Here is a 19,164-nt window from a genome sequence, read left to right on the forward strand (position 1 = left end):
GCGCGTGTGGCGGATATGGAGGAAGTCGTTGAAGCGGTTCGTGGTCCCACCGGACTGGCCGTCGCCGCCCCGCCGCAGTTGGGTTCCGCCGAAGACCTGGCGTCCTGACCCCTCCTGGCCCCCGGCCCCCGACGACTGGCAGTTCTGGGTCGACGGCAAGGGTGAGCCGGTCCGCGGCCCGGTCGGCCGGTACGCCGGTCCCTCGCAGCGCACGGTCTTCGCCGGAGCCGGTGCGATGGTGCTGGCGTTCGCCGTCGTCTTCTGGGCGCTGTCCGCGGTCGGGCTGTTCGGCGGTGGCGGCGAGGACGCCGGTGCCGCGCACATCGCCGAGACCCCCGAGACACCTGCGGTCACCGAGACTCCCGCCGTACCGCCGCGCGTGACGCCGAGCCGCCGCCCGACGCCGACGGCGACCCCGAGCAAGATCAAGGCCGTCGCCGAGCCGACCCTGCGGCCGACCAAGACCAGGACCACGAAGAAGCCCGAAACCGTCAAGCCGTCGACTACTCCGACGCCGACGACCCAGACGGTGAAGCCGACCCGCCCGACCACCAGCAGGCCGCCGACCCGCGACGAGATCCTCCGCCAGTACTGCATCGACCGCGGCTGGCCACCGGAGTGGTGCGTCCCCAAGGACGACCCCTCCGAGCGCTGATCAGACCACGTTGCGTTCGGTACGGCGGAGGGCCGTGCCGAAGCGGCTGGCGTGCATGGGGCTGATGTCGACGAAGGGTTCGTGGCCTAGGTAGAGGTCGCGGATGATTTCGCCGACGGCTGGGCCCTGGAGGAAGCCGTGGCCGGAGAAGCCGGTGGCGTAGAGGAAGCGGGAGAGGCTGTCGGCTTCGCCGATGAGGGCGTCGTGGTCAGGGGTCACCTCGTAGAGGCCGGCCCAGCCGCTGGCGATGCCGACGTCGAGGAGCGACGGGGCTCGGCGTTCCATGGCGGCGGTGAGGCGCGGAAGCCAGGCGTCCGTGCGGTCGAGGTGGAAGCCGGGGAGCTCGTCGGGGTCGGACATGCCGAGCAGGAGGCCGGGGCCCTCGTGGTGGAAGTAGAGCGTGCTGGTGAAGTCGATCGTCATCGGCATGGTGGGCGGGAGGCCGGGGATGGCCTCGGTGACCACGATCTGACGGCGTAGCGGGGTGACCGGGAGATTGATCCCGAGGGGTGCGGCGAGGGCGGCCGACCACGCGCCGGCCGCGCAGATGACCGTGCTGGTGCGGACGGTGCCGAGGCTGGTCCGGACCGTGCTGATGTTGTTGCCAACGGCATCGATGCCGAGGACGTCGCAGTTGGTGAGCAGGGTGGCGCCGAGACGGCGGGCGGCGGTCGCGTAGCCGAGGACGACGGACTCCGGTGAGCAGTGGCCGTCGGCGGGGGAGAAGCAGGCGCCGGCCAGGCCGTCCGGGGCGAGGATCGGGGCCAGCGACAGGGTTTCGTCGACGCCGATCATCCGGGTCGGCAGGCCGACTGCGCGCTGCCGGATCGTGCTTTCGCGGAACAGCTCGAGCTGGTCGTCGTTCTCCAGCAGGAACAGGTAGCCGACCCGGTGCAGGTCGATCTCCTGTCCGGGACGCTTTCCGAAGTTCGCGAACGCCTCCAGGCTGCGGGCGCCGAGCGCGATGTTCAGGTCGTCGGAGAAGTTCGCCCGGACCCCGCCGGCCGCCTTCGACGTCGAACCGGAACCGAGTGCGTTCCGCTCCAGCAGCAGCACGCGGTCGACCCCGGCCTCGGCCAGGTGGAACGCGATACTCGTCCCCATCACCCCGCCGCCGACGATCACCACGTCGGCGGCCTCGGGCAGTACGCCGCTCATGGCAGCAGGAAGTCCAGATCAGCTTCGACGGTCTCGGTATCCATCTGCGCCTTCTGCAGCTTGCCGGAGTAGTCCCAGTTCATCGACTGCCACCGGGTGAACTGGTCGAGCACCCAGATCCCGCTCTGCCGCGAACCGTTCCCCGACTTGCCGTTCCCGCCGAACGGCAGGTGCGCCTCGGCGCCGGAGGTCGAGTTGTTGACGCTCACCATCCCGGCCGAGATGCCCTGCGCGAACCGGAACGCCTCGTTCGGATCGGTCGTGTAGATCGAGCTGGACAGACCGTATCCGGGCTTGTTGCCCAAGGCAATCGCTTCCTCGAGGGTCGTGTACGTCGTGATGCCGACGACCGGACCGAAGGTCTCGTTCAGGAAGATCTCGTCGTCGGACTGCACCCCGTCGACGATCACCGGGTGATAGAACAGTCCATCCGAAGGGTCGCCGACGAATCCCGCCCGTGGGTTGTCCGCGCCGACCCGGCCGGTCGCGCCGATCACCGTGTGGTGGGCCGCGATCCAGCCGAGCGACTTCTCGAACCCGGCCGCGAACTTCTCGTCCAGCAACGGCCCGAACAGCACGTCCTGGGTGGGATCCCCCATCGCCGCACCCGCGACGGCCGCGGCGAAGCGCTCCACGAACACGTCGTGGATCGACTCATGCACGATCACCGTGCCAAGCGACGTACAGCGTTGTCCGGCGGTGCCGAAGCCGGAGAACAGTGCGCCTTCGACAGCGAGGTCCAGGTCGGCGCTCGCGCTGATCACCATCGGGTTCTTGCCGCCGAGCTCCAGACACGGCGTCTGCAGGTGGCGACCGCAGAGTTCGCCGATCTCGGTACCGACCGCGCTCGATCCGGTGAACCCGACCTTGTCGATCAACCCCGCCTGCAGCGACTGCTCCAACCCCGCGAACGTGTCCGGACCATCGGCGTACACGACGTTGAGGACACCGGCCGGTACGCCGGCGTGCGCGAACAGCTCGTAGAACGCGTCGGACATCACTGCCGAGTACTCCGCAGGCTTCCAGACGACTGTGTTGCCGCAGAGCAGGGCCGGGACGATGTACCAGGACGGGACCGCGACCGGGAAGTTGCCGGCCGTGATGATCGCCACCGTCCCGATCGGGCGGCGGAAGGTGAACAGCTGCTTGTCCGGCATCTCCGACGGAACGGTCTGCCCGTACAGCCGGCGGCCCTCGCCGATGAAGAAGTCGCAGGTGTCGATGATCTCCTGGACCTCCCCACGCGCCTCGGCGATCGGCTTGCCGATCTCCCGCGTGACGAGCTGGGCCAGCCGCTCCTTGTTGGCGGTCATCAGCCGGCCGACGTTCGCGATCACCTGACCGCGCTGCGGCGCCGGCATCGCGGCCCACGCCCCCTGCGCCGCCCGAGCCGCCTCGGCCGCCCGCACGAACACCGCCGGCCCCGCGCTACCCACGGTCCCGACGACATCGCTCAACCGCGCCGGATTCGTCGACTCGGTACGCCGTACCGACTCCGCAACCCGCTCGCCGCCCACAACCGACAACACCTCGACGCCCATGCAATTCCCTTCAGTAGTTGATCACCCCACCCTCACTCACCGAAGCTCACACCGCCACCTCAACCCGCATTTGGTGGGTGCACCCATCAAATGGGAGGTTCCCGCCCCGGAATTTCGGTGGGGAACCTCCTAGCTGGTGGGTGCACCCACCAAACGGGGCGGGCGTCACGAGGGGCGAGGTCCAGGAGCTCTTGTGATTGCATTCACAAGCGGTTAGAATGGACGTCCGGAGCAACTGTCGCAGCGACAGCGAGGTGCCACGATGACGAGCCGCAAGCCGCCGTCCATGTCCATGCAGGACTGGGTCGACCATCAGGTCCGCCAGGCCGAGAAGGACGGCGAATTCGACGATCTGCCCGGCGCGGGCAAGCCGCTGAAGCTCGCGGATCAGCACGATCCGGATTGGTGGGTGAAGGACTTCATCCGCCGGGAGAACCTCGACACCGAGGCGTTGCTGCCACCTCCGATGCTGCTCCGCAAGGAGAAGGCGAAGGTGCGCGAGACGGTCGCGAAGATGCGCCGCGAGTCCGAGGTCCGCGAGTACCTCGAGGACCTGAACAAGCGGATCGTGCTCGCCATCCGCGACACCACCGGCCCGGTGATCCCGGTCGGGAAGGTCGACGCCGAGGCGGCGCTGGCGCAGTGGCGCGTGGACCACGAGGAGTGGCTGGAGAACCGCCGCCGGGCCCTCGCTCGTGCTGCCGAGGAGGCCGACGTACCGGCGAAGAAGTCGTTCTGGCAGCGGATCTTCAGCTGAGCAGCGCTCGGGCCGCGTTCTCGATCGTCTCCTCACTGAGCAGCACCTGACGGGCCGCGTCGCCGAGTGGGACGAACGAGTCCTCCGAGGTGACGCGGGCCATCCGGCCGGTGTAGCCGTGGTCGATCAGCGCGGCCAGCACGCCTTCCGATACACCACCGGAGCGCCGGGTCTCGTCCACGACGAGCACCCGGCCGGTGGCCGTTGCCTCGCGCAACAAATCCTCGACCGGCAGCGGCGCCAGCCACCGCAGGTCCAGAACCCGTACGCCGGGCACCCGCGCCGCGACCCGCAGGCTCATCGGCACCCCGTTGCCGAAGCTGACCAGGGTCAGCTCGGTGCCCCCGCCGTACGTGCGGCCGCGGCCGATCGGGACCGGCTCGGTCGGGTACGGCGTCAGCCACGCGTCATCGGCTTCGTCGTACAGATCGCGGCGGTGGTAGAGCGCGATCGGCTCCAGGAAGACACAGACCGTGCCCGAGGATCGGGCCGCCGCGGCGCAGGCGTGCAGCATCGCCGCGGCGTCGTCCGGTCGTGATGGTGAGGCGATCACGATGCCGGGGATGTCGCGCAGGACGCCGATCGCGTCGTCGTTGTGGAAATGGCCGCCGAACCCCTTCTGGTAGCCGTAGCCGGCGATCCGCAGCACCATCGGGTTCGCGTACTGCTCCTGCGAGAAGAACTTCAGCGACGCGGCCTCACCACGGAGCTGGTCCTCGGCATTGTGCAGATAGGCCAGGTACTGGATCTCCGGAAACGGCAGCAGCCCCGAAACACCCGCACCCAGCGCGAGGCCGAGGATCGACTGCTCATCCAGCAGGGTGTCGAAGACCCGGGCTGCGCCGTGCGCCTTCTGCAGTCCGCGCGTGACGCCGTACACGCCGCCCTTGCGACTGACGTCCTCACCGAACAGCATCGCCTCGGGATAAGACGCCAGTACGTCGCTCAGTGCGCGGTTGATGGATTGGCTGAGTGTCAGGCGTTCCGTGGTCGGCGTGCGCTGCGGCAGCGACTCGGCGACCACCAATGGATCGGGGAAGCGGAGTGGCGCGGCGACCGCCTCGGCCGACGACAGCTGCGGCAGACCGCACACCTCGGCCGCGATCCGCATCGCCTCGGACCGCTTGTCCTCGTAGAGTTCGATCACCTCGTCCGCACTGAGACCCGCGCCGAGCAGGCGACGCGCCGTTCCCAGCAAAGGATCCAGCACCTCGTCGGCAGCCAACTCTGCAGTACTCCGGTACGCCGCCTCGACGTCGGAACCGGCGTGGCCGAGCAGCCGGACGGTCCGCAACCGGAGGAACGCCGGCCGCCGATTCCGCCGTACGAAGGTTGCTGCTTCCATCGCCATCGTCAGGGTCGCGGCCAGATCAGTGCCGTCGGCATCGAAGTACCGCAGGCCGGGGCGTTGGCCGTAGGCCTGCTTGATCCAGCCGTCCGGCGTCCGCACGCTGATCCCGAGCCCGTTGTCCTCGCAGACCAGCAGCAGCGGCATCGGGATGCCCTGGTACGACGTGTGCAGGGCGGCGTTGATCGCACCGGTGGCCGTGGAGTGGTTCGCCGAGGCGTCGCCGAAGCTGGTCACCACGATCGCGTCCGCGGGCCACGGCGACGGTACGCCGAGCTTCGCGGCCCGGGCCATCGAGAACGCGACGCCCATCGCCCGCGGCAGGTGGGACGCGATCGTCGAGGTCTGCGGGATGATCGCCAGGTCGTGCCGGCCGAAGACCTTGTGCCGGCCGCCCGAGATCGGCTCGCTGGTCGCCGCGGCGACGCCGAGCAGGATGTCGCGTAGCCCGTCCTTCACACCGCACTGGTCCGCGCGGGCCAGGTAGAAGGCGCCGGAGCGGTAGTGCAGCAGGGCGGGGTCGGTCGGCCGGAGCGCCGCGGCTACGGCCGCATTGCCCTCGTGACCGGCCGATCCGATCGTGTAGAAGCCGTGTCCCTGGGACTGCATCCACCGCGCGGCGAGATCCGCATGCCGGCTACCGAGCTGAGCGTCGTACAGACTGCGCAGCAGCTCCGCGGAGTAGTCGCAGGGCGCGGGTTTGAGCGCGCGGACCCGCTCCGCGAACCGCTCGTCGACAGCGGTCATGGCGCGGTCTTTCTATTCCAAACCGCAGTCGAAGCCGTCGTCGTTCGGATTGGCGTCGGCGAGGACGTCCAGGATCCGGCTCGCGCCTTGAAGGTCCGCATTCGATACATGATCCGCGAAGAACGTCGAGACCACAGCTTCGACCACGGGTCGGGCCGCGTCGAGCGCCTTCCGGCCGTCCTCGGTCAGCTCGGCCCAGGTGGCCCGGCGGTCCTCCGGGGTGGTCCGGCGGACCACCCAGCCGTCCTTGTCCTCGAGCTTGCCGACCAGGCGGGTGGCGCCGGAGCGGGAAATCATCAGCTCCTCCGCGAGCCGGGCCATCCGCAGCGGACCGTCGCCCAGGGCGCGCAGCACCTCGTGCTCGAAGTAGGTCATCTTCAGCCTGGTCCGGAGCGTGTTGTCGAGGTGCGCGAACAGCAGGGTGTCCGCGCGGTACAGCGCTCGCCAGGCCTGGAGCTGGGTGGGACTCATCTCCGGCGGCATGAGATCAGTCTACGCCGTTCGGTGCACAATAAAACTGTTGACACGTGAACTGTTCACGTGGGTACTCTGTCGGCGTAGGGTGAAACAGTCGGTTGGGTGAGCAGGAGGAGGCGATCGTGAGCGAGAGCGGCGCGGGGTGGAAGGCGGTTCGGCCGCTGAGGCACCGCAATTACCGGTTGCTCTGGACCGGGTTGGCGGTGGCGCTACTCGGCAGTGGGCTCTGGCTGGTCGCGCTCGCATGGCAGGTGATCGAGCTCGGTGGTGGGCCGGTCCAGCTGTCCGTGGTGACGACGGCGTACAGCATCGGGCTGGTCGTCTGTGTCCTCTTCGGTGGAGTCGCCGCTGACAGGTTGTCGCAGCGCTCGGTCATCGTCGCGGCCGACGTGGTCCGAGGTGCGGTGCTGCTGGTCGTCGCTGCTCTCGCGTTGACCGGGCTGCTGGAGGTTTGGCATCTGGCCGCGGCAGCCGTGCTGGTCGGTGCCGGCGAGGCGTTCCTGATACCGGCGTACACGGCATTGGTGCCGAGGCTGCTGCCTGCTGACCAGTTGCTGGCGGCCAACGGGCTCGAGGGGACGCTGCGACCGTTGGCACAGCAGGCGACCGGTCCCGCACTGGGCGGCCTGGTGATCGCCGCGATGTCGCCGGGGATGGCGATCTTGATCACCGCGCTCACCTACTTCTTCTCCGCCGCCTGTGTGCTCGCGATGCGGGTGCCGGCCAATGAGCCGGCCGCGGTCGATGAGGTCGACGAGGAGCGGGCGACCGGCGTGCGGGCGATGTTCGCGGATCTCCGGGAAGGCTGGGTCTATGTACGACGGACCCGGTGGCTGCTCGCGTCGTTGCTGTTCGGCACCGCGTTCGTGCTGTTCATTCTCGGGCCGCTGGAGGTGCTGCTGCCGTTCGCCGTCAAGGATCAGTTGGGTGGTGGGCCGAAGGACTTCGGTCTGGTCCTCGCGGCCTTCGGTATCGGTGGGGCGATCGGTGCCCTGGCGATCTCGTCCCGGAGCCTGCCGCGTCGCTACCTGACCGTCATGACGTTGATGTGGGGCCTCGGTTCGCTGCCGATCGTGGTTCTCGGTATCGCCCGGGATCTGTGGGTGATGGCGCTCGGCGCGGCTGTGGTCGGCGCGACCATGTCGGCGGGCATGGTCATCTGGGGCACGTTGCTCCAGCGCCGGGTCCCCGATCACCTGCGCGGCCGGATCTCCAGCCTCGACTTCTTCGTCTCGCTGCTGCTGATGCCGGTCTCGATGGCGCTGGCCGGTCCGGCCGGTGCCCTCCTCGGTGTACCGGCCGTCTTCATCATCGCCGGTGTCGGGCCGGCCCTCGTCTGCCTGCTGGTCGTCTACTTCGGCCGGCTGCCCTCCGACGAGCTCGCCAACCCGCTCGACGTCACCCCGGAACCAGCCAACGCTTGATCACGTCCGACCTGCGGCTGACAACCTTCCGCCAGGTTCCAGACGTCTCTGTTTGGGGAACGGTGGGATAGGGCCACTCGTTCTATCGGGTAGCGGGTGGGAATGACGTGAGGTGGGCGTGACTGTGAGTGTGCAGCGGGTGGTGATTGCTGCCGGTTTGGGTGCCGGGACGGTGGGCGCCCTCACCGGCGTGCTGCTGCTTGGTCCGCTGGGGGCTTCGCTCCTGCTCGCAGTCGTTTTCCTGATCGTCTGGCCACTGGCCGCGGTGATCCGCCAGGTCGTGGACGACACCCCGGACTATTCGGCGGTCACGGTCGCCGCGCTGGCCGCCGCGGGGGTGCTGTGCCTGCCCGGCCTGGTTCGGTTGGTCGCGGACGGAGCGTTCGGTGTCGCGACTCTGCTGGTCGGAGCGGTGGCGTTCGTGCTGATCGATCTCGTCGTGCCGGCTCGTCGGGAGCGGCCGTCGTCGCGCAGGCAGCGTCGGATCCGGCGGCTGACCGAGGAGCAGTTCCTCGAGGACGAGGCACTGATCGCGGCCCTGCAGTGCCCGTTGAGCATCAGCGAGTTGTGCGATGTCTGGGTCGAGACTGCGGGCCAGCTGGCTCAGGGCGCCGACATGCGGGACCGGCAGGCGGTCGCCGAGGTGCGGCGGATCTGCCTGGACGAGTTCGAACGCCGCAACCCGGTGGGCTTCCAGCGCTGGCTCGACGCCGGTGCCCCTCCGAACCCGACGACGTACCTGATGGCCCACGGCGAATAGGCCTCAGGAAGCCTTCTTCCGCGCTGCTGTCTTCTTGGCGGCCGTCTTCTTCGTGGTGCTCTTCTTGGACGTCCGCGCCTTGCGGGCGGCCTCGACGCTGGCGCGCAGGGCGCTGACCAGATCGGTCGGGGTGGTCGCCTCCGGCTCCTCCTCGTTGTAGACGACCTCCTTGCCCTTGCGCTTGGTCTCGACGAGCTTCTGCACCCGCTCGGTGTACGTGTCCTTGTACGCCGACGGCTTCCACTCACCGCTCATCGCCTCGACCAGGTCGGCCGCCATCGTCAGCTGCTTCCCGGCCCGCGACTTGGCCGGCAGATCGTCCAGCTCGGCGACCGGATCCCGGATCTCGTCGGCGAAGTACATGGTCTCCAAAACCAGCACCTTGTCCTGCGCACGGATCGCGGCCAGATACTCCTTGCCGCGCATCACGAACTTGGCGATCCCGGCCCGGTTCGTCTTCGCCAGCGCGTCCCGCAACAGCCCGTACGACGAGGCGTTGTCACCGTCCTTCGGACCCAGGTAGTAGGTCTTCTGGAAGTGGATCGGATCGATCTCGTCCAGGTCGACGAAGGTGTCGATCTCCAGCGACCGCGACTTGCCCGGCGCGATGTCGTCCAGCTCGGACGGTTCGACGACGACGTACTTGCCGTTGCCGAGGTCGTGCCCCTTCACGATCTTGTCGTAGGGGACCTCACGCCCGGTGCGCTCGTTGACCCGCTTGTACCGGATCCGGTCCGAGGTCCCGCGCTGGAACTGGTGGAAGTCCAGCTCGTGCTCCTCGGTCGCGCTGTACAGGCCGACCGGCACCGAGACGAGGCCGAAGGTGATGTAACCGCTCCAGATCGATCGCGCCATGCACGCCCGGTACCCAGCTCACATGCGGTTGTAGCGTTTCCGGGCCTCGCGGCTCTCCTTCTGGGCGTCGCGAGCGGTACGGCGGGCTTCGTCGAGCTCGGCACCCAGGTTGTGCACGAGTTGCTGCGCCTCGGCGAGCGCATCGCGGGCGTCGTCGAGCTGCTTGTCGAGGTCCTCGACGCGGGCTTCGGCGGCCTGAGCCGTGGCGACGGCCGCCTCGAAGGCCTTCTTCGCCTCCGCGCGAGCGGCGGCCTCCCGCTCCTCGGCCTCCCGTTGCGCCCGATCCTTCTCGGCCTCGGCCTTCGTGTCGGCCGCTTCGTCGGCCTGTTGGGTCTTCCGCCGGGCGCGCGCAGCCTCCCGGCGCTCGTCGGTCAACGGGGTGACGTTGGTGGGTTCGCCGTTCTCGTCCACGACACCGAAGCCGACGTGCCGCAGCGCGCTGCTCAACCGGCCTTCCCGTACGGCGTCGCCGGCGGCCGGGTCGACCAGAGCAGCATCGAGTGTCTCGCGGAGCTTCTGGGTGACATCCGCACTGACCTTCTGATCGGCCGCCTTGGCGAGCCGCCCGGCCTCTGTCACCAGCTTGTCCAGCAACTGATGGCGTCTCGGGGTCAGTTCACGCAGCCGGTCGCCGTCCATATCGGCGGTCGCCTCGCGGAACTCGTCGCCCAGCGCAATCAGATCGTCCAGGTCGTCCGGCGCGTTGTGAGCGACCAGGTTCGCCACCCAGGCGGCAACGGTCGGCTTGCGGAGCGCCTTCAGCCGCGTCGAACCGAGCTGATCGCCGTCAGCCTTCAGCTGCTTGGCCAGCTCGTTGCGCGTCGCAATGAAGTCAGCCGCCGGAATCGCGTACAGCCGGTCCGCCGCCTCCTCGAAGTCCACCCGCCCGACGCTACCCGAAAGCTGACACGTTCTGGCACGTTGAGCTGCTTTGCTTGGTCGGTGAATGAATGCTGCTCCGTGGTCGACCTCCGCCAGTACACACTGCACCCGGGTGCCCGCGACACCCTCATAGACGTTTTCGATGAACACTTCGTGGAGGGTCAGGAGGTGTGCGGAATGCACATCGTCGGCCAGTTCCGCGACCTCAACGAGCCAGACCGCTTTGTCTGGCTCCGCGGCTTCAACACTCTGGACGCCCGCGCCGAGGCTCTCAAAGCCTTCTACTACGGCCCGGTCTGGCGCCAGCACGCCGCAGTCGCCAACGCGACCATGATCGACTCCGACAATGCCCTGCTACTGCAGCCGATCCATCTGGGCCCGGGCTACCCGACTCCAGCCTTCCCGCGCCCCGGTGTGGAGACGGACTCGGTCATCGCCGGCATCGTCCACCCGGCCGACGACGGCTTCCCGCAACACTTCCAGGACCAGATCCTCCCAGTCCTGAACGACCTCGGCGTCTCCCCGCTGGCGATCTTCCAAAGCCTGTCCGTCGAGAACAACTTCCCCGCGCTACCGCTGCGCGAGGACTCCGTCCTGGTGTGGCTCGCGCGCTTCGCCGACGATGCGGCGTACGGGGTGGTCCGGGAGGCGTTGTCAGGCTGGGAAGGGCAGGAACTGCGGCTGCGGCCGACCACGCGTTCTCAGCTCCGTTAAATACGTTGCGCGCCCGGTTGCGCGCAGGCATGCTGAATCGACTTGAGCGGCGACGAGCGCTGCCTGGGCTTAAGGAGGGCTGACGGATGGCCATCACTGTGCTGCGGCATGTCCGCGTCAGTCTCACCTCAAGCTTCAGGAGCACTCCCGATGTCTTCAGACGTCTTTCGTACCGAATCTGACTCATTTACCTTCGAATTCCAGCAGGTCGACGAAAGTCTGGCGCCGAACCAGCGCTGGACCACCTGGCTGGACGTCGAGCGCGGTTCTCGCGGGCCTGAGCCCCGCCCTTCGTGGGTGGTGACGGCACAGGCCGCGATCGACACCGAGCTCGGCGTCCTCAAAACCGGTAAGGAAGCTGATGTCTTCCTGATCGAGCGCGCCGTCGAAGCCATCGGCGACGCGCCTGCCCAGTCCTCGTTGCTGGCCGCCAAGCGGTACCGCACCGAGGAACACCGGTCCTTCCACCGCAGTACGGCGTACGTCGAAGGCCGCCGTACCCGGAACAGCCGTGACAGCCGGGCCATGGCCAAGAAGACCCAGCACGGGCGCAGTGTCGCGTCGGGGCAGTGGGCCTACGCGGAATGGGCTGCGCTGAACCAGCTGTGGAAGGCCGGGGTGCCGGTGCCGTATCCGGTCCAGATCGACGGGACCGAGCTGTTGATGGAGTTCATCGACGACGGCGAGGGTGGGGCCGCGCCGCGGCTGGCCCAGGTGCGTCCGCCGAAGGACCTGCTCGGTGCGTACTTCGAGCAAATGCGGAATGCCATGCGGGAGCTGGCTCGGGCCGGCCTCGCGCACGGCGACCTCTCGCCGTACAACGTGCTGGCGCAGGGCGAGCGGATCGTGATGATCGATCTGCCGCAGGTGATCGATGTCGTCGGCAACCCGAAGGGGATGGAGTTCCTGCTCCGGGACTGCCACAACATGGCGGCCTACTTCACCAGCAGGGGCTTGGAGATCGACGAACAGGAGTTGTTCGCCGATCTCCTCACGATGGTGTTCTAGTCGACTGCTTTGGCAGCTGCGCGGCCGGCGGTGCGTCCGGTGAACAGGCAACCGCCGACGAAGGTGCCTTCGAGTGAGCGGTAGCCGTGGATGCCGCCGCCACCGAAGCCGGCCACTTCGCCGGCCGCGTAGACACCGGGCAACGGCGTACCGTCGGTGCGCAGCACACGCGACTCCAGGTCGGTCTGCAGACCGCCGAGGGACTTACGGGTCAGGATGTTCAGCCGGACGGCGATCAGCGGACCTGCCTTCGGGTCCAGGATCCGGTGCGGGGGCGCGACCCGGATCAGCTTGTCACCGCGGTAGTTGCGCGCCCCGCGCAACGCGGTGATCTGCAGGTCCTTGGTGAAGGTGTTGGTGATCTCGCGGTCGCGGGCGACGATCTGGCGCTCGAGATCGGTCAGGTCGATCAGCTTGTCGCCGGTCAGGTCGTTCATCCCGCGGACCAGGTCGGGCAGGTTGTCCCGGACGACGAAGTCCTCGCCCTTCTCCATGAACGCGCGCACCGGCGCGGTCGCGCCACCGCGGGCCCGCCCGAGGACCGCCTTGATATCCTTACCGGTCAGGTCCGGGTTCTGCTCCTGGCCGGAGAGCGCGAACTCCTTCTCGATGATCTTCTGGGTCAGCACGAACCACGTGTAGTCGTAGCCGGTGGTCATGATGTGCTCGAGCGTGCCCAGGGTGTCGAAGCCGGGGAACAGCGGGACCGGCAGCCGTTTGCCGGTGGCGTCGAACCACAGCGACGACGGGCCGGGCAGGATCCGGATGCCGTGCATCGGCCAGATCGGGTCCCAGTTCTGGATGCCTTCGGTGTAGTGCCACATCCGGTCGCGGTTCACGTACCGGCCGCCGGCCTGTTCGGTGATCGCGAGCATCCGTCCGTCGACATGCGCCGGTACGCCGCTGATCATCCGCTTCGGCGGTTCGCCCATCCGCTTCGGCCATTGCGCGCGGACGAGATCGTGGTTGCCGCCGATCCCACCCGACGTGACGATGACGGCCTGCGCCTTCAGCTCGAAGTCACTGACCTCGGTCCGCGAACTCGCCTGTCCACGCAGCACGCTGCTGGGTTCCAGCACCTTGCCGGAGACACCGTCGACGACACCGCCGGTGACGGTCAGCTCGTCGACGCGGTGCCGGAAGCGGAACTCCACCAGCCCTTTGGCCACTGCCTCCCGGACGCGGCGCTCGAACGGCGCGACCAGGCCCGGGCCGGTGCCCCAGGTGATGTGGAACCGCGGGACCGAGTTGCCGTGCCCGTCGGCGTTGTACCCACCGCGCTCGGCCCAGCCGACCACCGGGAAGAACCGCACACCCTGGGCATGCAGCCAAGGCCGCTTCTCGCCGGACGCGAAGTCGACGTACGCCTCGGCCCACTGCCGGGCCCACTTGTCCTCGTCGTCCAGCCGGTCGAACCCGGCCGAGCCGAGCCAGTCCTGCAGCGCGAGGTCGTGAGAGTCCTTGATCCCCATCCGGCGCTGTTCGGGAGAGTCCACGAACATCAGCCCGCCGAACGACCAGAACGCCTGCCCGCCGAGCGAGGCCTCCGGCTCCTGGTCCAGCAGCAGTACCTTCTTGCCTGCATCCGCAAGCTCCGCGGTCGCTGCCAGCCCGGCCAGTCCCGCCCCCACGACGATCACATCGGCGTCCATGGGGTCATGTATAGCGGACTCCGTGCAGGCGTAGACGGCAATGCGCGTAATTGCAAGAATATCCGGCGTGACGATCCTTTCCGCGCAAGACCTCGTCCTGCCCGCCGCCTCTCTCGGTAGGGAGAACCCCCTGCCGCCGCTCCGCAGCCACCAAGAGGTGCACGAGGTCCGCAACCTCGCCGAGCTTCCGGCCGACCTGCAGGCGAACATCGCGTACGGCGGCCTGCGCAGCACCCTGCCGTGTCTGGATCAGGACGGGTACGACCGTACGCTCGTCGAGACCGCCCTGCCGTCACTCGTCCTGGAGAACGACCACGTCCGCGCGGTCGTGCTTCCGACTCTCGGTGGCCGGCTCTGCTCGCTCGTGCACAAGGCGACCGGTCGGGAGCTGCTCTACCGCAACCCCGTCTTCCAGCCCGCGAACCTTGCCCTGCGCAACGCCTGGTTCGCCGGCGGCGTCGAGTGGAACGTCGGCAGTACGGGGCACTGGACCGGCACCTGTGCGCCGATGCACGCGGCTCGCGTCGAGGGCCCGGACGGTACGCCGATCCTGCGGTTGTGGGAGCTGGAGCGAACCCGCAATCTCATTACCCAGCTCGACTTCTGGCTGCCCGCCGACTCCGAGTTCCTGTACGTCGGCGTGCGGCTGCAGAATCCCGCCGATCACGACGTACCGGCGTACTGGTGGTCGAACATCGCGGTCGAGCAGTCGGAACACACGCGGGTGCTGACGCCGGCGGATCAGGCATGGCGGTACGGGTACGGCGCTCGGCTGGATCTGATCGACGTGTCGAGCGAACTGACTTACCCGACCCGGCACGACAAGGCGGTGGACTACTTCTTCGAACCGCTGGCCGGTGAGCGGCCGTGGATCGCGTCGATCGATGCTGAGGGCAACGGACTGGCGCAGGTGTCGACCTCCCTGCTGCGCGGCCGGAAGCTGTTCGTGTGGGGTGAGGCTCCGGGTGGGCGACGGTGGCAGGAGTGGTTGTCGCCCGGTCTTGACGGGCCTGGTTATGCGGAGATCCAGGCCGGGTTGGCGCGGACCCAGATGGAGCACCTGAAGTTGCCGGGGGCAACATCCTGGCAGTGGCTGGAGGCGTACGGGTCGGTGTCGGTGGATTCGGATGCGGCCCATGCGGACGACTGGCAGGTCGCGCGTACGGCGGGTGCTGCGGCACTGCAGGGGGTTCTCGACGAACTGCCGGCGCGGGAGGCCGAGTGGTCGACCGTGATCGACGCGGCACCGGCGGAGCGGCTGGCGGTCGGGTCGGGCTGGGGTGCGTTGGAGCTGGCGCGGACCGGCTGGTCGGTGTCGGCAGGGACGCCGTTCGACGCGGACACGATGACCGATCGGGAGCGGGCCTGGTTGCCGTTGCTGGATGGACAGTTGCCGGCGACGGACGGCGTACCGGACGGGACGTTGGTCGGGTGGCTGGAGCTGCTGGAGAAGGCGGCCGACAACTGGCTGGTCTGGTACCACCGCGGGGTTGCGCGGTACTACGCGGGTGACGAGGCCGGGGCGCTGGAGGCGTGGCGGGAGTCGGGGGACAATCCGTGGGCGCTGCGGAACATCGGATTCGTCAAGCAGGACCTGATGGCATACGACCGTGCTCTTGAGCTCCGCCCCGACCTCGTCGAGTTGCAGGTCGAGGCGATCGCACTCGCCATCGTGGTCGACCCGATTCGTGCCATGGAGTACCTCACCTTCGCAGCGGATGACCCGAGGATTCAGACGCTCCGGGTACAGCAGGCTCTCGACACCGGGAACCCGCAGCGGGCACATGAGTTGCTGGCGGAGGGGATTCAGCTGGCTACCGTGCGCGAGGGTGACAATCCGCTGACCGACTACTGGCTGGCGACCGAGGAGGCGCTCGGAACCGGGCGTCCGGTGCCGCCGGAGTACCAGTTCGGGATGTCCGGAAGCTGACGCGGAAAAATCTTTGTCCGGACCTGGAACCGAGTACGTGTAACCGGCGTCTCACCGACGTGCGGTAAAGGCCGCGCAGTCAGTTTCGACAACGACCGCGTCGCTCGCGGGCGACGCGTCGGGGGTGAGTGCCATGTTGACGATCGTTGTACTCGGTGGGTTCGGCCTGGTGCTGCTGGTCGCCGCCATGATCGTGGCGGATGTGGTCAGCGGTTCCCGGCGTGAGGTGAATCCTTCGGGTAGTGAGGAAAAGACCGCAGGGCGGGTGATCCGGGTCCGCGGCCCGGTGCACGGCCGCCTGCAGGACGGTACCCCGGCCAGTTACACCGAGGTCATCGTCGAGTACTACACCCGCCGGGGTGAGGGACCGTACGAGGTCGCTCGCAAACTCCCGGTGGGCAGCCGGACGTCGTACCAGAAGGGCGATCGGGTGATCGTCTCGTACGACGTGCGCACGCCACGGCGGGGCCGGATCGCCGGTCGCGTCACCCACTGGCCGACACTCGGCCCGCGGGCGGGGGATCCGCTGCCACAGCGGTAATTCCCCCGCACACCTTGGAGTCCCTCACCTGATGACAGGTGAGGGTTTTGTGATTCAGGCCGGAAAGTGCGGAGCGAGCGTGCTGTAGAGGGCGGGCAGCCCTTGGGACAGAACGTACTCGGCCTCCGCCTCCGGCAGCCGGTCGGCCAGATGGGCCAGCGCCTCACCCATGGCGATGCTGAGGGTGACCGCCAGCCGGAAGTTGCGGCTGTCCCGGGCGCCGAAGCGGGCCACCAGCAGCTCGGAGAACTCACCGGCGTGCTGATCGTCGTACTCACCCGGCTGGGTCTCCAGATCCGGATCGCCGAGTCCGCTCAGCACGACCGCGCGGAAGCCCGGATCGGTGCGGTGCATCTCGCGGAACGTCACCATCGTGACGTCGACGGCCTGCCGCCAGCTGGTCACCTCTGCCAGCCGGGTGGCCACCGCCTCGGTGTAGCGGGCCTGGTTCCGCCGCTCGATCGCCTGGATCAGGCTGCGTTTGTCGGGAAAGTACCGATAGACGCTGCCGACCGCGATCTCGGCCCGTTTCGCGATCCCGCTCGTCGACGCCGCGTCGTACCCACGTTCTACGACCTCGGCACAGGCCGCGTCGAGAATCCGCTCGACCTGGCGGCTGGCCCGGTCCTGGGTCGGTGTGCGGCGCAGCGGATACGCCCCCGATGTCACCATTCGGCCATTGTGCACCGAAACGTCGACAACGCTGGCACCTTCGTATGACAGATTGCCGTCAGATCTGCGTCATGACTCATGGGAGGGAACGCAACAGATGCGTATCAGCAAATCGGTGATCGCCGGTATCGCGACCACCGCTGTCGCCGCGTCCGGCCTGGCCGGTTCGGCTTTGACCACTCAGACCTCAGCGGCCGGTACGTCGGCCGGCGTGAAGATGAACCAGATCCAGGTGATGGGTTCGCACAACTCCTACCACCGCGAGCTCAGTGACAACGAGAAGAAGATCCAGGTCGGGCAGAACCCGGGCGCGGTCGACCTCTTCTACTCGCACGCCCCGATCGGGCAGCAGCTCGAGGACCAGAACGTCCGCCAGCTGGAGCTCGACCTGGTCCCGGACCCGAACGGCGGCCTCTACACCTACCCGCTGATCCGCAAGATCGCCGGGCTGCCCGCGCTCACCGACCCGGAGCTGGCCAAGCCCGGTATCAAGGTGATGCACATCGTCGACGTCGACTACAACACCGTCTGCCGCAGCTTCAAGCAGTGCCTGCAGCAGGTGAAGACCTGGTCCGACGCGCACCCGTACGCGGCGCCGGTCGTCATCAGCCTCGAACTCAAGCAGTCCGACCCAGCCATCGTTGCCCAGGGCGGCGTGAAGGCTCCGCCGTGGGACGCCGGCAACCTGAACAGCGTCGACGCCGAGATCCGCTCGGTCTTCAGCGAGAACCAGTTGCTGTCACCGGACGACGTACGGAAGTCCGGTCTGACGCTGGAGCAGTCGGTCACCACCAAGGGCTGGCCGACACTGAAGAACGCGGCCGGCAAGGTGCTGTTCTACTTCGACAACGCCGGACCGGGCACCGAGCTCCGCAACATCTACCGCGAGGGCAAGCCGAACCTCGAGGGCCGGGCCGTCTTCACCCGCGGTGCCGAGGGTGAGGCGGACGCCGCGATCACCCAGGTGAACGACCCGCGCGGCGCGGGCACGGCCGAGATCCAGCGCCTGGTGAAGAAGGGCTACCTGGTGCGGACCCGGTCCGACGAGCCGCTGTCGACGATCCGGAACAACGAGTTCAGCCGGGTCGGGATCGCGCTGGCCAGCGGTGCGCAGTTCGTCAGCACCGACTTCCCGGTGGCCGGGATGGCTTCGCGCTACGACAGCGACTTCGTCGCCGAGCTGCCCGGGGACACTCCCGTACGCTTGAACCCCGTGACCGGGAAGCCGGGATTGCGCGTAGCGGAGAGGTGATCTGAACATGTCGGAGCACGTGGTCGACGTCAGCTGGAGCCGTGGTGAGCACGAGTTCACCTACGACACCTACAGCCGTGACCACGAGTGGCGCTTCGACGGTGGCATCACCGTGCCCGGGTCCGCCAATCCGGCGTACCTGGGCAGTCCCGGACCGGTCGATCCCGAGGAGGCGTTCGTGGCGGCGATCTCGTCCTGCCACATGCTCACCTTCCTCGCGATCGCGGCCCGCAAGCGACTGGTGGTCGACTCGTACGACGACCACGCGGTCGGCGTGATGGCGAAGAACGAGGCCGGCCGGGTGGCGGTCACCGCGGTGACCCTGCACCCCAAGATCGTCTGGGCCGGCGCCGAGCCGGCGGCCGACGTACTGGACCGGTTGCACCACTTGGCGCATCAGGAGTGTTTCATCGCGAACTCGGTGACCACCGAGATCACGGTCGAGCAGTAGCTCTAGGCAACAAAAACCACCCACCGGGTCTGGCCTGAGCCTCGCGCAAGCGGCGTCAGGACAGTCGGTGGGTGGTTTTGCGGTGCATCTCTGTGGTGATGCACCGGACGGATCCGGCGGCGCTGCACATGGGCGCCTCTGCGTTTTCGTGTGCGTCATCCGTGCGGTCCAACTCGGTGGGTAGGACCGTTCGGGTGCGCTGCCGTCTCCGTTCGTCCGGTTCGCGCCAGTTACTGCTCAGCGGCGGCGTCGCTCCGGTCGTCTGTGGGGTTGGTTGCCTCGAGACTCTTCTCGTTGGCCATCGCGATCATCAGTCGGTGGATCGTCATGCCAGTGAGAC

18 protein-coding genes are annotated in these 19,164 nt (G+C 68.1%); 10 read left to right on the forward strand and 8 right to left on the reverse strand.

The features are described 5' to 3' along the window. Positions 1-28: 28 nt before the first annotated feature. Positions 29-655, forward strand: coding sequence for a hypothetical protein (locus ACFCV3_RS08760; protein WP_376027705.1), 627 nt, complete (start codon positions 29-31; stop codon positions 653-655). Here ACFCV3_RS08760 and ACFCV3_RS08765 read toward each other — a convergent pair whose 3' ends face one another. Continuing rightward, complete coding sequence (locus tag ACFCV3_RS08765; RefSeq protein WP_376027708.1) at positions 656-1,813, reverse strand: NAD(P)/FAD-dependent oxidoreductase; 1,158 nt, start codon at positions 1,811-1,813, stop codon at positions 656-658. It abuts the gene before it with no gap. Continuing rightward, the gene (locus ACFCV3_RS08770; protein WP_376027710.1) at positions 1,810-3,354 is read right to left on the reverse strand and encodes an aldehyde dehydrogenase family protein; all 1,545 of its coding nucleotides are present in this window, start codon (positions 3,352-3,354) and stop codon (positions 1,810-1,812) included. Before ACFCV3_RS08770 ends, ACFCV3_RS08765 begins: the two co-directional genes overlap by 4 nt. A 262-nt stretch (positions 3,355-3,616) precedes the next feature. Here ACFCV3_RS08770 and ACFCV3_RS08775 point away from each other — a divergent pair, with 262 nt between their 5' ends. After that, a complete protein-coding gene (locus ACFCV3_RS08775; protein WP_376027713.1) occupies positions 3,617-4,111 on the forward strand; it encodes a DUF1992 domain-containing protein in 495 nt (164 codons plus the stop codon). Here the strand turns inward: ACFCV3_RS08775 and ACFCV3_RS08780 are convergent. Both ACFCV3_RS08780 and ACFCV3_RS08785 read right to left on the reverse strand, forming a co-directional pair. Further along, positions 4,104-6,206, reverse strand: coding sequence for a thiamine pyrophosphate-dependent enzyme (locus tag ACFCV3_RS08780; protein ID WP_376027716.1), 2,103 nt, complete (start codon positions 6,204-6,206; stop codon positions 4,104-4,106). The genes ACFCV3_RS08775 and ACFCV3_RS08780 overlap by 8 nt on opposite strands. 12 nt (positions 6,207-6,218) lie before the next feature. Next, positions 6,219-6,689, reverse strand: a complete 471-nt coding sequence (locus tag ACFCV3_RS08785) for a MarR family winged helix-turn-helix transcriptional regulator (protein ID WP_376027718.1) — start codon at positions 6,687-6,689, stop codon at positions 6,219-6,221. 116 nt (positions 6,690-6,805) lie between these two features. On the opposite strand from ACFCV3_RS08785, the gene ACFCV3_RS08790 reads away from it, so the two are divergent. Both ACFCV3_RS08790 and ACFCV3_RS08795 read left to right on the forward strand, forming a co-directional pair. Further along, positions 6,806-8,107: an MFS transporter gene (locus tag ACFCV3_RS08790; protein WP_376027720.1), complete on the forward strand. Its 1,302-nt coding sequence runs from the start codon at positions 6,806-6,808 to the stop codon at positions 8,105-8,107. A gap of 118 nt (positions 8,108-8,225) precedes the next feature. After that, a complete protein-coding gene (locus tag ACFCV3_RS08795; RefSeq protein WP_376027723.1) occupies positions 8,226-8,867 on the forward strand; it encodes a hypothetical protein in 642 nt (213 codons plus the stop codon). 3 nt (positions 8,868-8,870) lie between these two features. On the opposite strand, the gene ACFCV3_RS08800 is transcribed toward ACFCV3_RS08795, so the two are convergent. Both ACFCV3_RS08800 and ACFCV3_RS08805 read right to left on the reverse strand, forming a co-directional pair. Continuing rightward, positions 8,871-9,722 (reverse strand): Ku protein, encoded by an 852-nt coding sequence (locus ACFCV3_RS08800; RefSeq protein ID WP_376027725.1) that lies wholly within the window; start codon positions 9,720-9,722, stop codon positions 8,871-8,873. A gap of 18 nt (positions 9,723-9,740) precedes the next feature. Continuing rightward, positions 9,741-10,604, reverse strand: coding sequence for a hypothetical protein (locus ACFCV3_RS08805; protein ID WP_376027727.1), 864 nt, complete (start codon positions 10,602-10,604; stop codon positions 9,741-9,743). 78 nt (positions 10,605-10,682) lie between these two features. On the opposite strand from ACFCV3_RS08805, the gene ACFCV3_RS08810 reads away from it, so the two are divergent. Both ACFCV3_RS08810 and ACFCV3_RS08815 read left to right on the forward strand, forming a co-directional pair. After that, a complete protein-coding gene (locus tag ACFCV3_RS08810; RefSeq protein WP_376027730.1) occupies positions 10,683-11,318 on the forward strand; it encodes an NIPSNAP family protein in 636 nt (211 codons plus the stop codon). A gap of 150 nt (positions 11,319-11,468) precedes the next feature. Beyond that, positions 11,469-12,326 carry a serine protein kinase RIO gene (locus tag ACFCV3_RS08815; protein ID WP_376027732.1) on the forward strand — a complete coding sequence of 286 codons (858 nt, stop codon included), beginning with the start codon at positions 11,469-11,471 and terminating at the stop codon, positions 12,324-12,326. Here the strand turns inward: ACFCV3_RS08815 and ACFCV3_RS08820 are convergent. Continuing rightward, complete coding sequence (locus ACFCV3_RS08820; protein WP_376027734.1) at positions 12,323-13,978, reverse strand: FAD-binding dehydrogenase; 1,656 nt, start codon at positions 13,976-13,978, stop codon at positions 12,323-12,325. The two genes, ACFCV3_RS08815 and ACFCV3_RS08820, sit on opposite strands and share 4 nt — an antisense overlap. 67 nt (positions 13,979-14,045) lie before the next feature. Between ACFCV3_RS08820 and ACFCV3_RS08825 the strand changes: the two genes are divergently transcribed. Then, positions 14,046-15,908, forward strand: a complete 1,863-nt coding sequence (locus tag ACFCV3_RS08825) for a DUF5107 domain-containing protein (protein WP_376027736.1) — start codon at positions 14,046-14,048, stop codon at positions 15,906-15,908. A gap of 133 nt (positions 15,909-16,041) precedes the next feature. Further along, entirely contained in the window at positions 16,042-16,449 is a 408-nt protein-coding gene (locus ACFCV3_RS08830) for a DUF3592 domain-containing protein (RefSeq protein WP_376027739.1), read from the forward strand. Positions 16,450-16,503: 54 nt separating this feature from the next. Here ACFCV3_RS08830 and ACFCV3_RS08835 read toward each other — a convergent pair whose 3' ends face one another. Then, positions 16,504-17,121 carry a TetR/AcrR family transcriptional regulator gene (locus tag ACFCV3_RS08835; protein WP_376027741.1) on the reverse strand — a complete coding sequence of 206 codons (618 nt, stop codon included), beginning with the start codon at positions 17,119-17,121 and terminating at the stop codon, positions 16,504-16,506. Between the two features lie 97 nt (positions 17,122-17,218). Between ACFCV3_RS08835 and ACFCV3_RS08840 the strand changes: the two genes are divergently transcribed. After that, a complete protein-coding gene (locus ACFCV3_RS08840; RefSeq protein WP_376027744.1) occupies positions 17,219-18,373 on the forward strand; it encodes a phosphatidylinositol-specific phospholipase C1-like protein in 1,155 nt (384 codons plus the stop codon). A gap of 7 nt (positions 18,374-18,380) precedes the next feature. Continuing rightward, a complete protein-coding gene (locus tag ACFCV3_RS08845; RefSeq protein ID WP_376027746.1) occupies positions 18,381-18,824 on the forward strand; it encodes an OsmC family protein in 444 nt (147 codons plus the stop codon). Positions 18,825-19,164 lie beyond the last annotated feature (340 nt).

The organism is Kribbella sp. NPDC056345, from assembly GCF_042262745.1.
GTDB lineage: Bacteria > Actinomycetota > Actinomycetes > Propionibacteriales > Kribbellaceae > Kribbella.

Bases quoted from the DNA above. Each gene is read 5' to 3' on its own strand.
- ACFCV3_RS08765 (WP_376027708.1), bottom strand. From the start codon at position 1,813: ATGAGCGGCGTACTGCCCGAGGCCGCCGACGTGGTGATCGTCGGCGGC.
- ACFCV3_RS08770 (WP_376027710.1), bottom strand. From the start codon at position 3,354: ATGGGCGTCGAGGTGTTGTCGGTTGTGGGCGGCGAGCGGGTTGCGGAG.
- ACFCV3_RS08775 (WP_376027713.1), top strand. From the start codon at position 3,617: ATGACGAGCCGCAAGCCGCCGTCCATGTCCATGCAGGACTGGGTCGAC.
- ACFCV3_RS08780 (WP_376027716.1), bottom strand. From the start codon at position 6,206: ATGACCGCTGTCGACGAGCGGTTCGCGGAGCGGGTCCGCGCGCTCAAA.
- ACFCV3_RS08785 (WP_376027718.1), bottom strand. From the start codon at position 6,689: ATGCCGCCGGAGATGAGTCCCACCCAGCTCCAGGCCTGGCGAGCGCTG.
- ACFCV3_RS08800 (WP_376027725.1), bottom strand. From the start codon at position 9,722: ATGGCGCGATCGATCTGGAGCGGTTACATCACCTTCGGCCTCGTCTCG.
- ACFCV3_RS08815 (WP_376027732.1), top strand. From the start codon at position 11,469: ATGTCTTCAGACGTCTTTCGTACCGAATCTGACTCATTTACCTTCGAA.
- ACFCV3_RS08820 (WP_376027734.1), bottom strand. From the start codon at position 13,978: ATGGACGCCGATGTGATCGTCGTGGGGGCGGGACTGGCCGGGCTGGCA.
- ACFCV3_RS08830 (WP_376027739.1), top strand. From the start codon at position 16,042: ATGTTGACGATCGTTGTACTCGGTGGGTTCGGCCTGGTGCTGCTGGTC.
- ACFCV3_RS08835 (WP_376027741.1), bottom strand. From the start codon at position 17,121: ATGGTGACATCGGGGGCGTATCCGCTGCGCCGCACACCGACCCAGGAC.
- ACFCV3_RS08840 (WP_376027744.1), top strand. From the start codon at position 17,219: ATGCGTATCAGCAAATCGGTGATCGCCGGTATCGCGACCACCGCTGTC.
- ACFCV3_RS08845 (WP_376027746.1), top strand. From the start codon at position 18,381: ATGTCGGAGCACGTGGTCGACGTCAGCTGGAGCCGTGGTGAGCACGAG.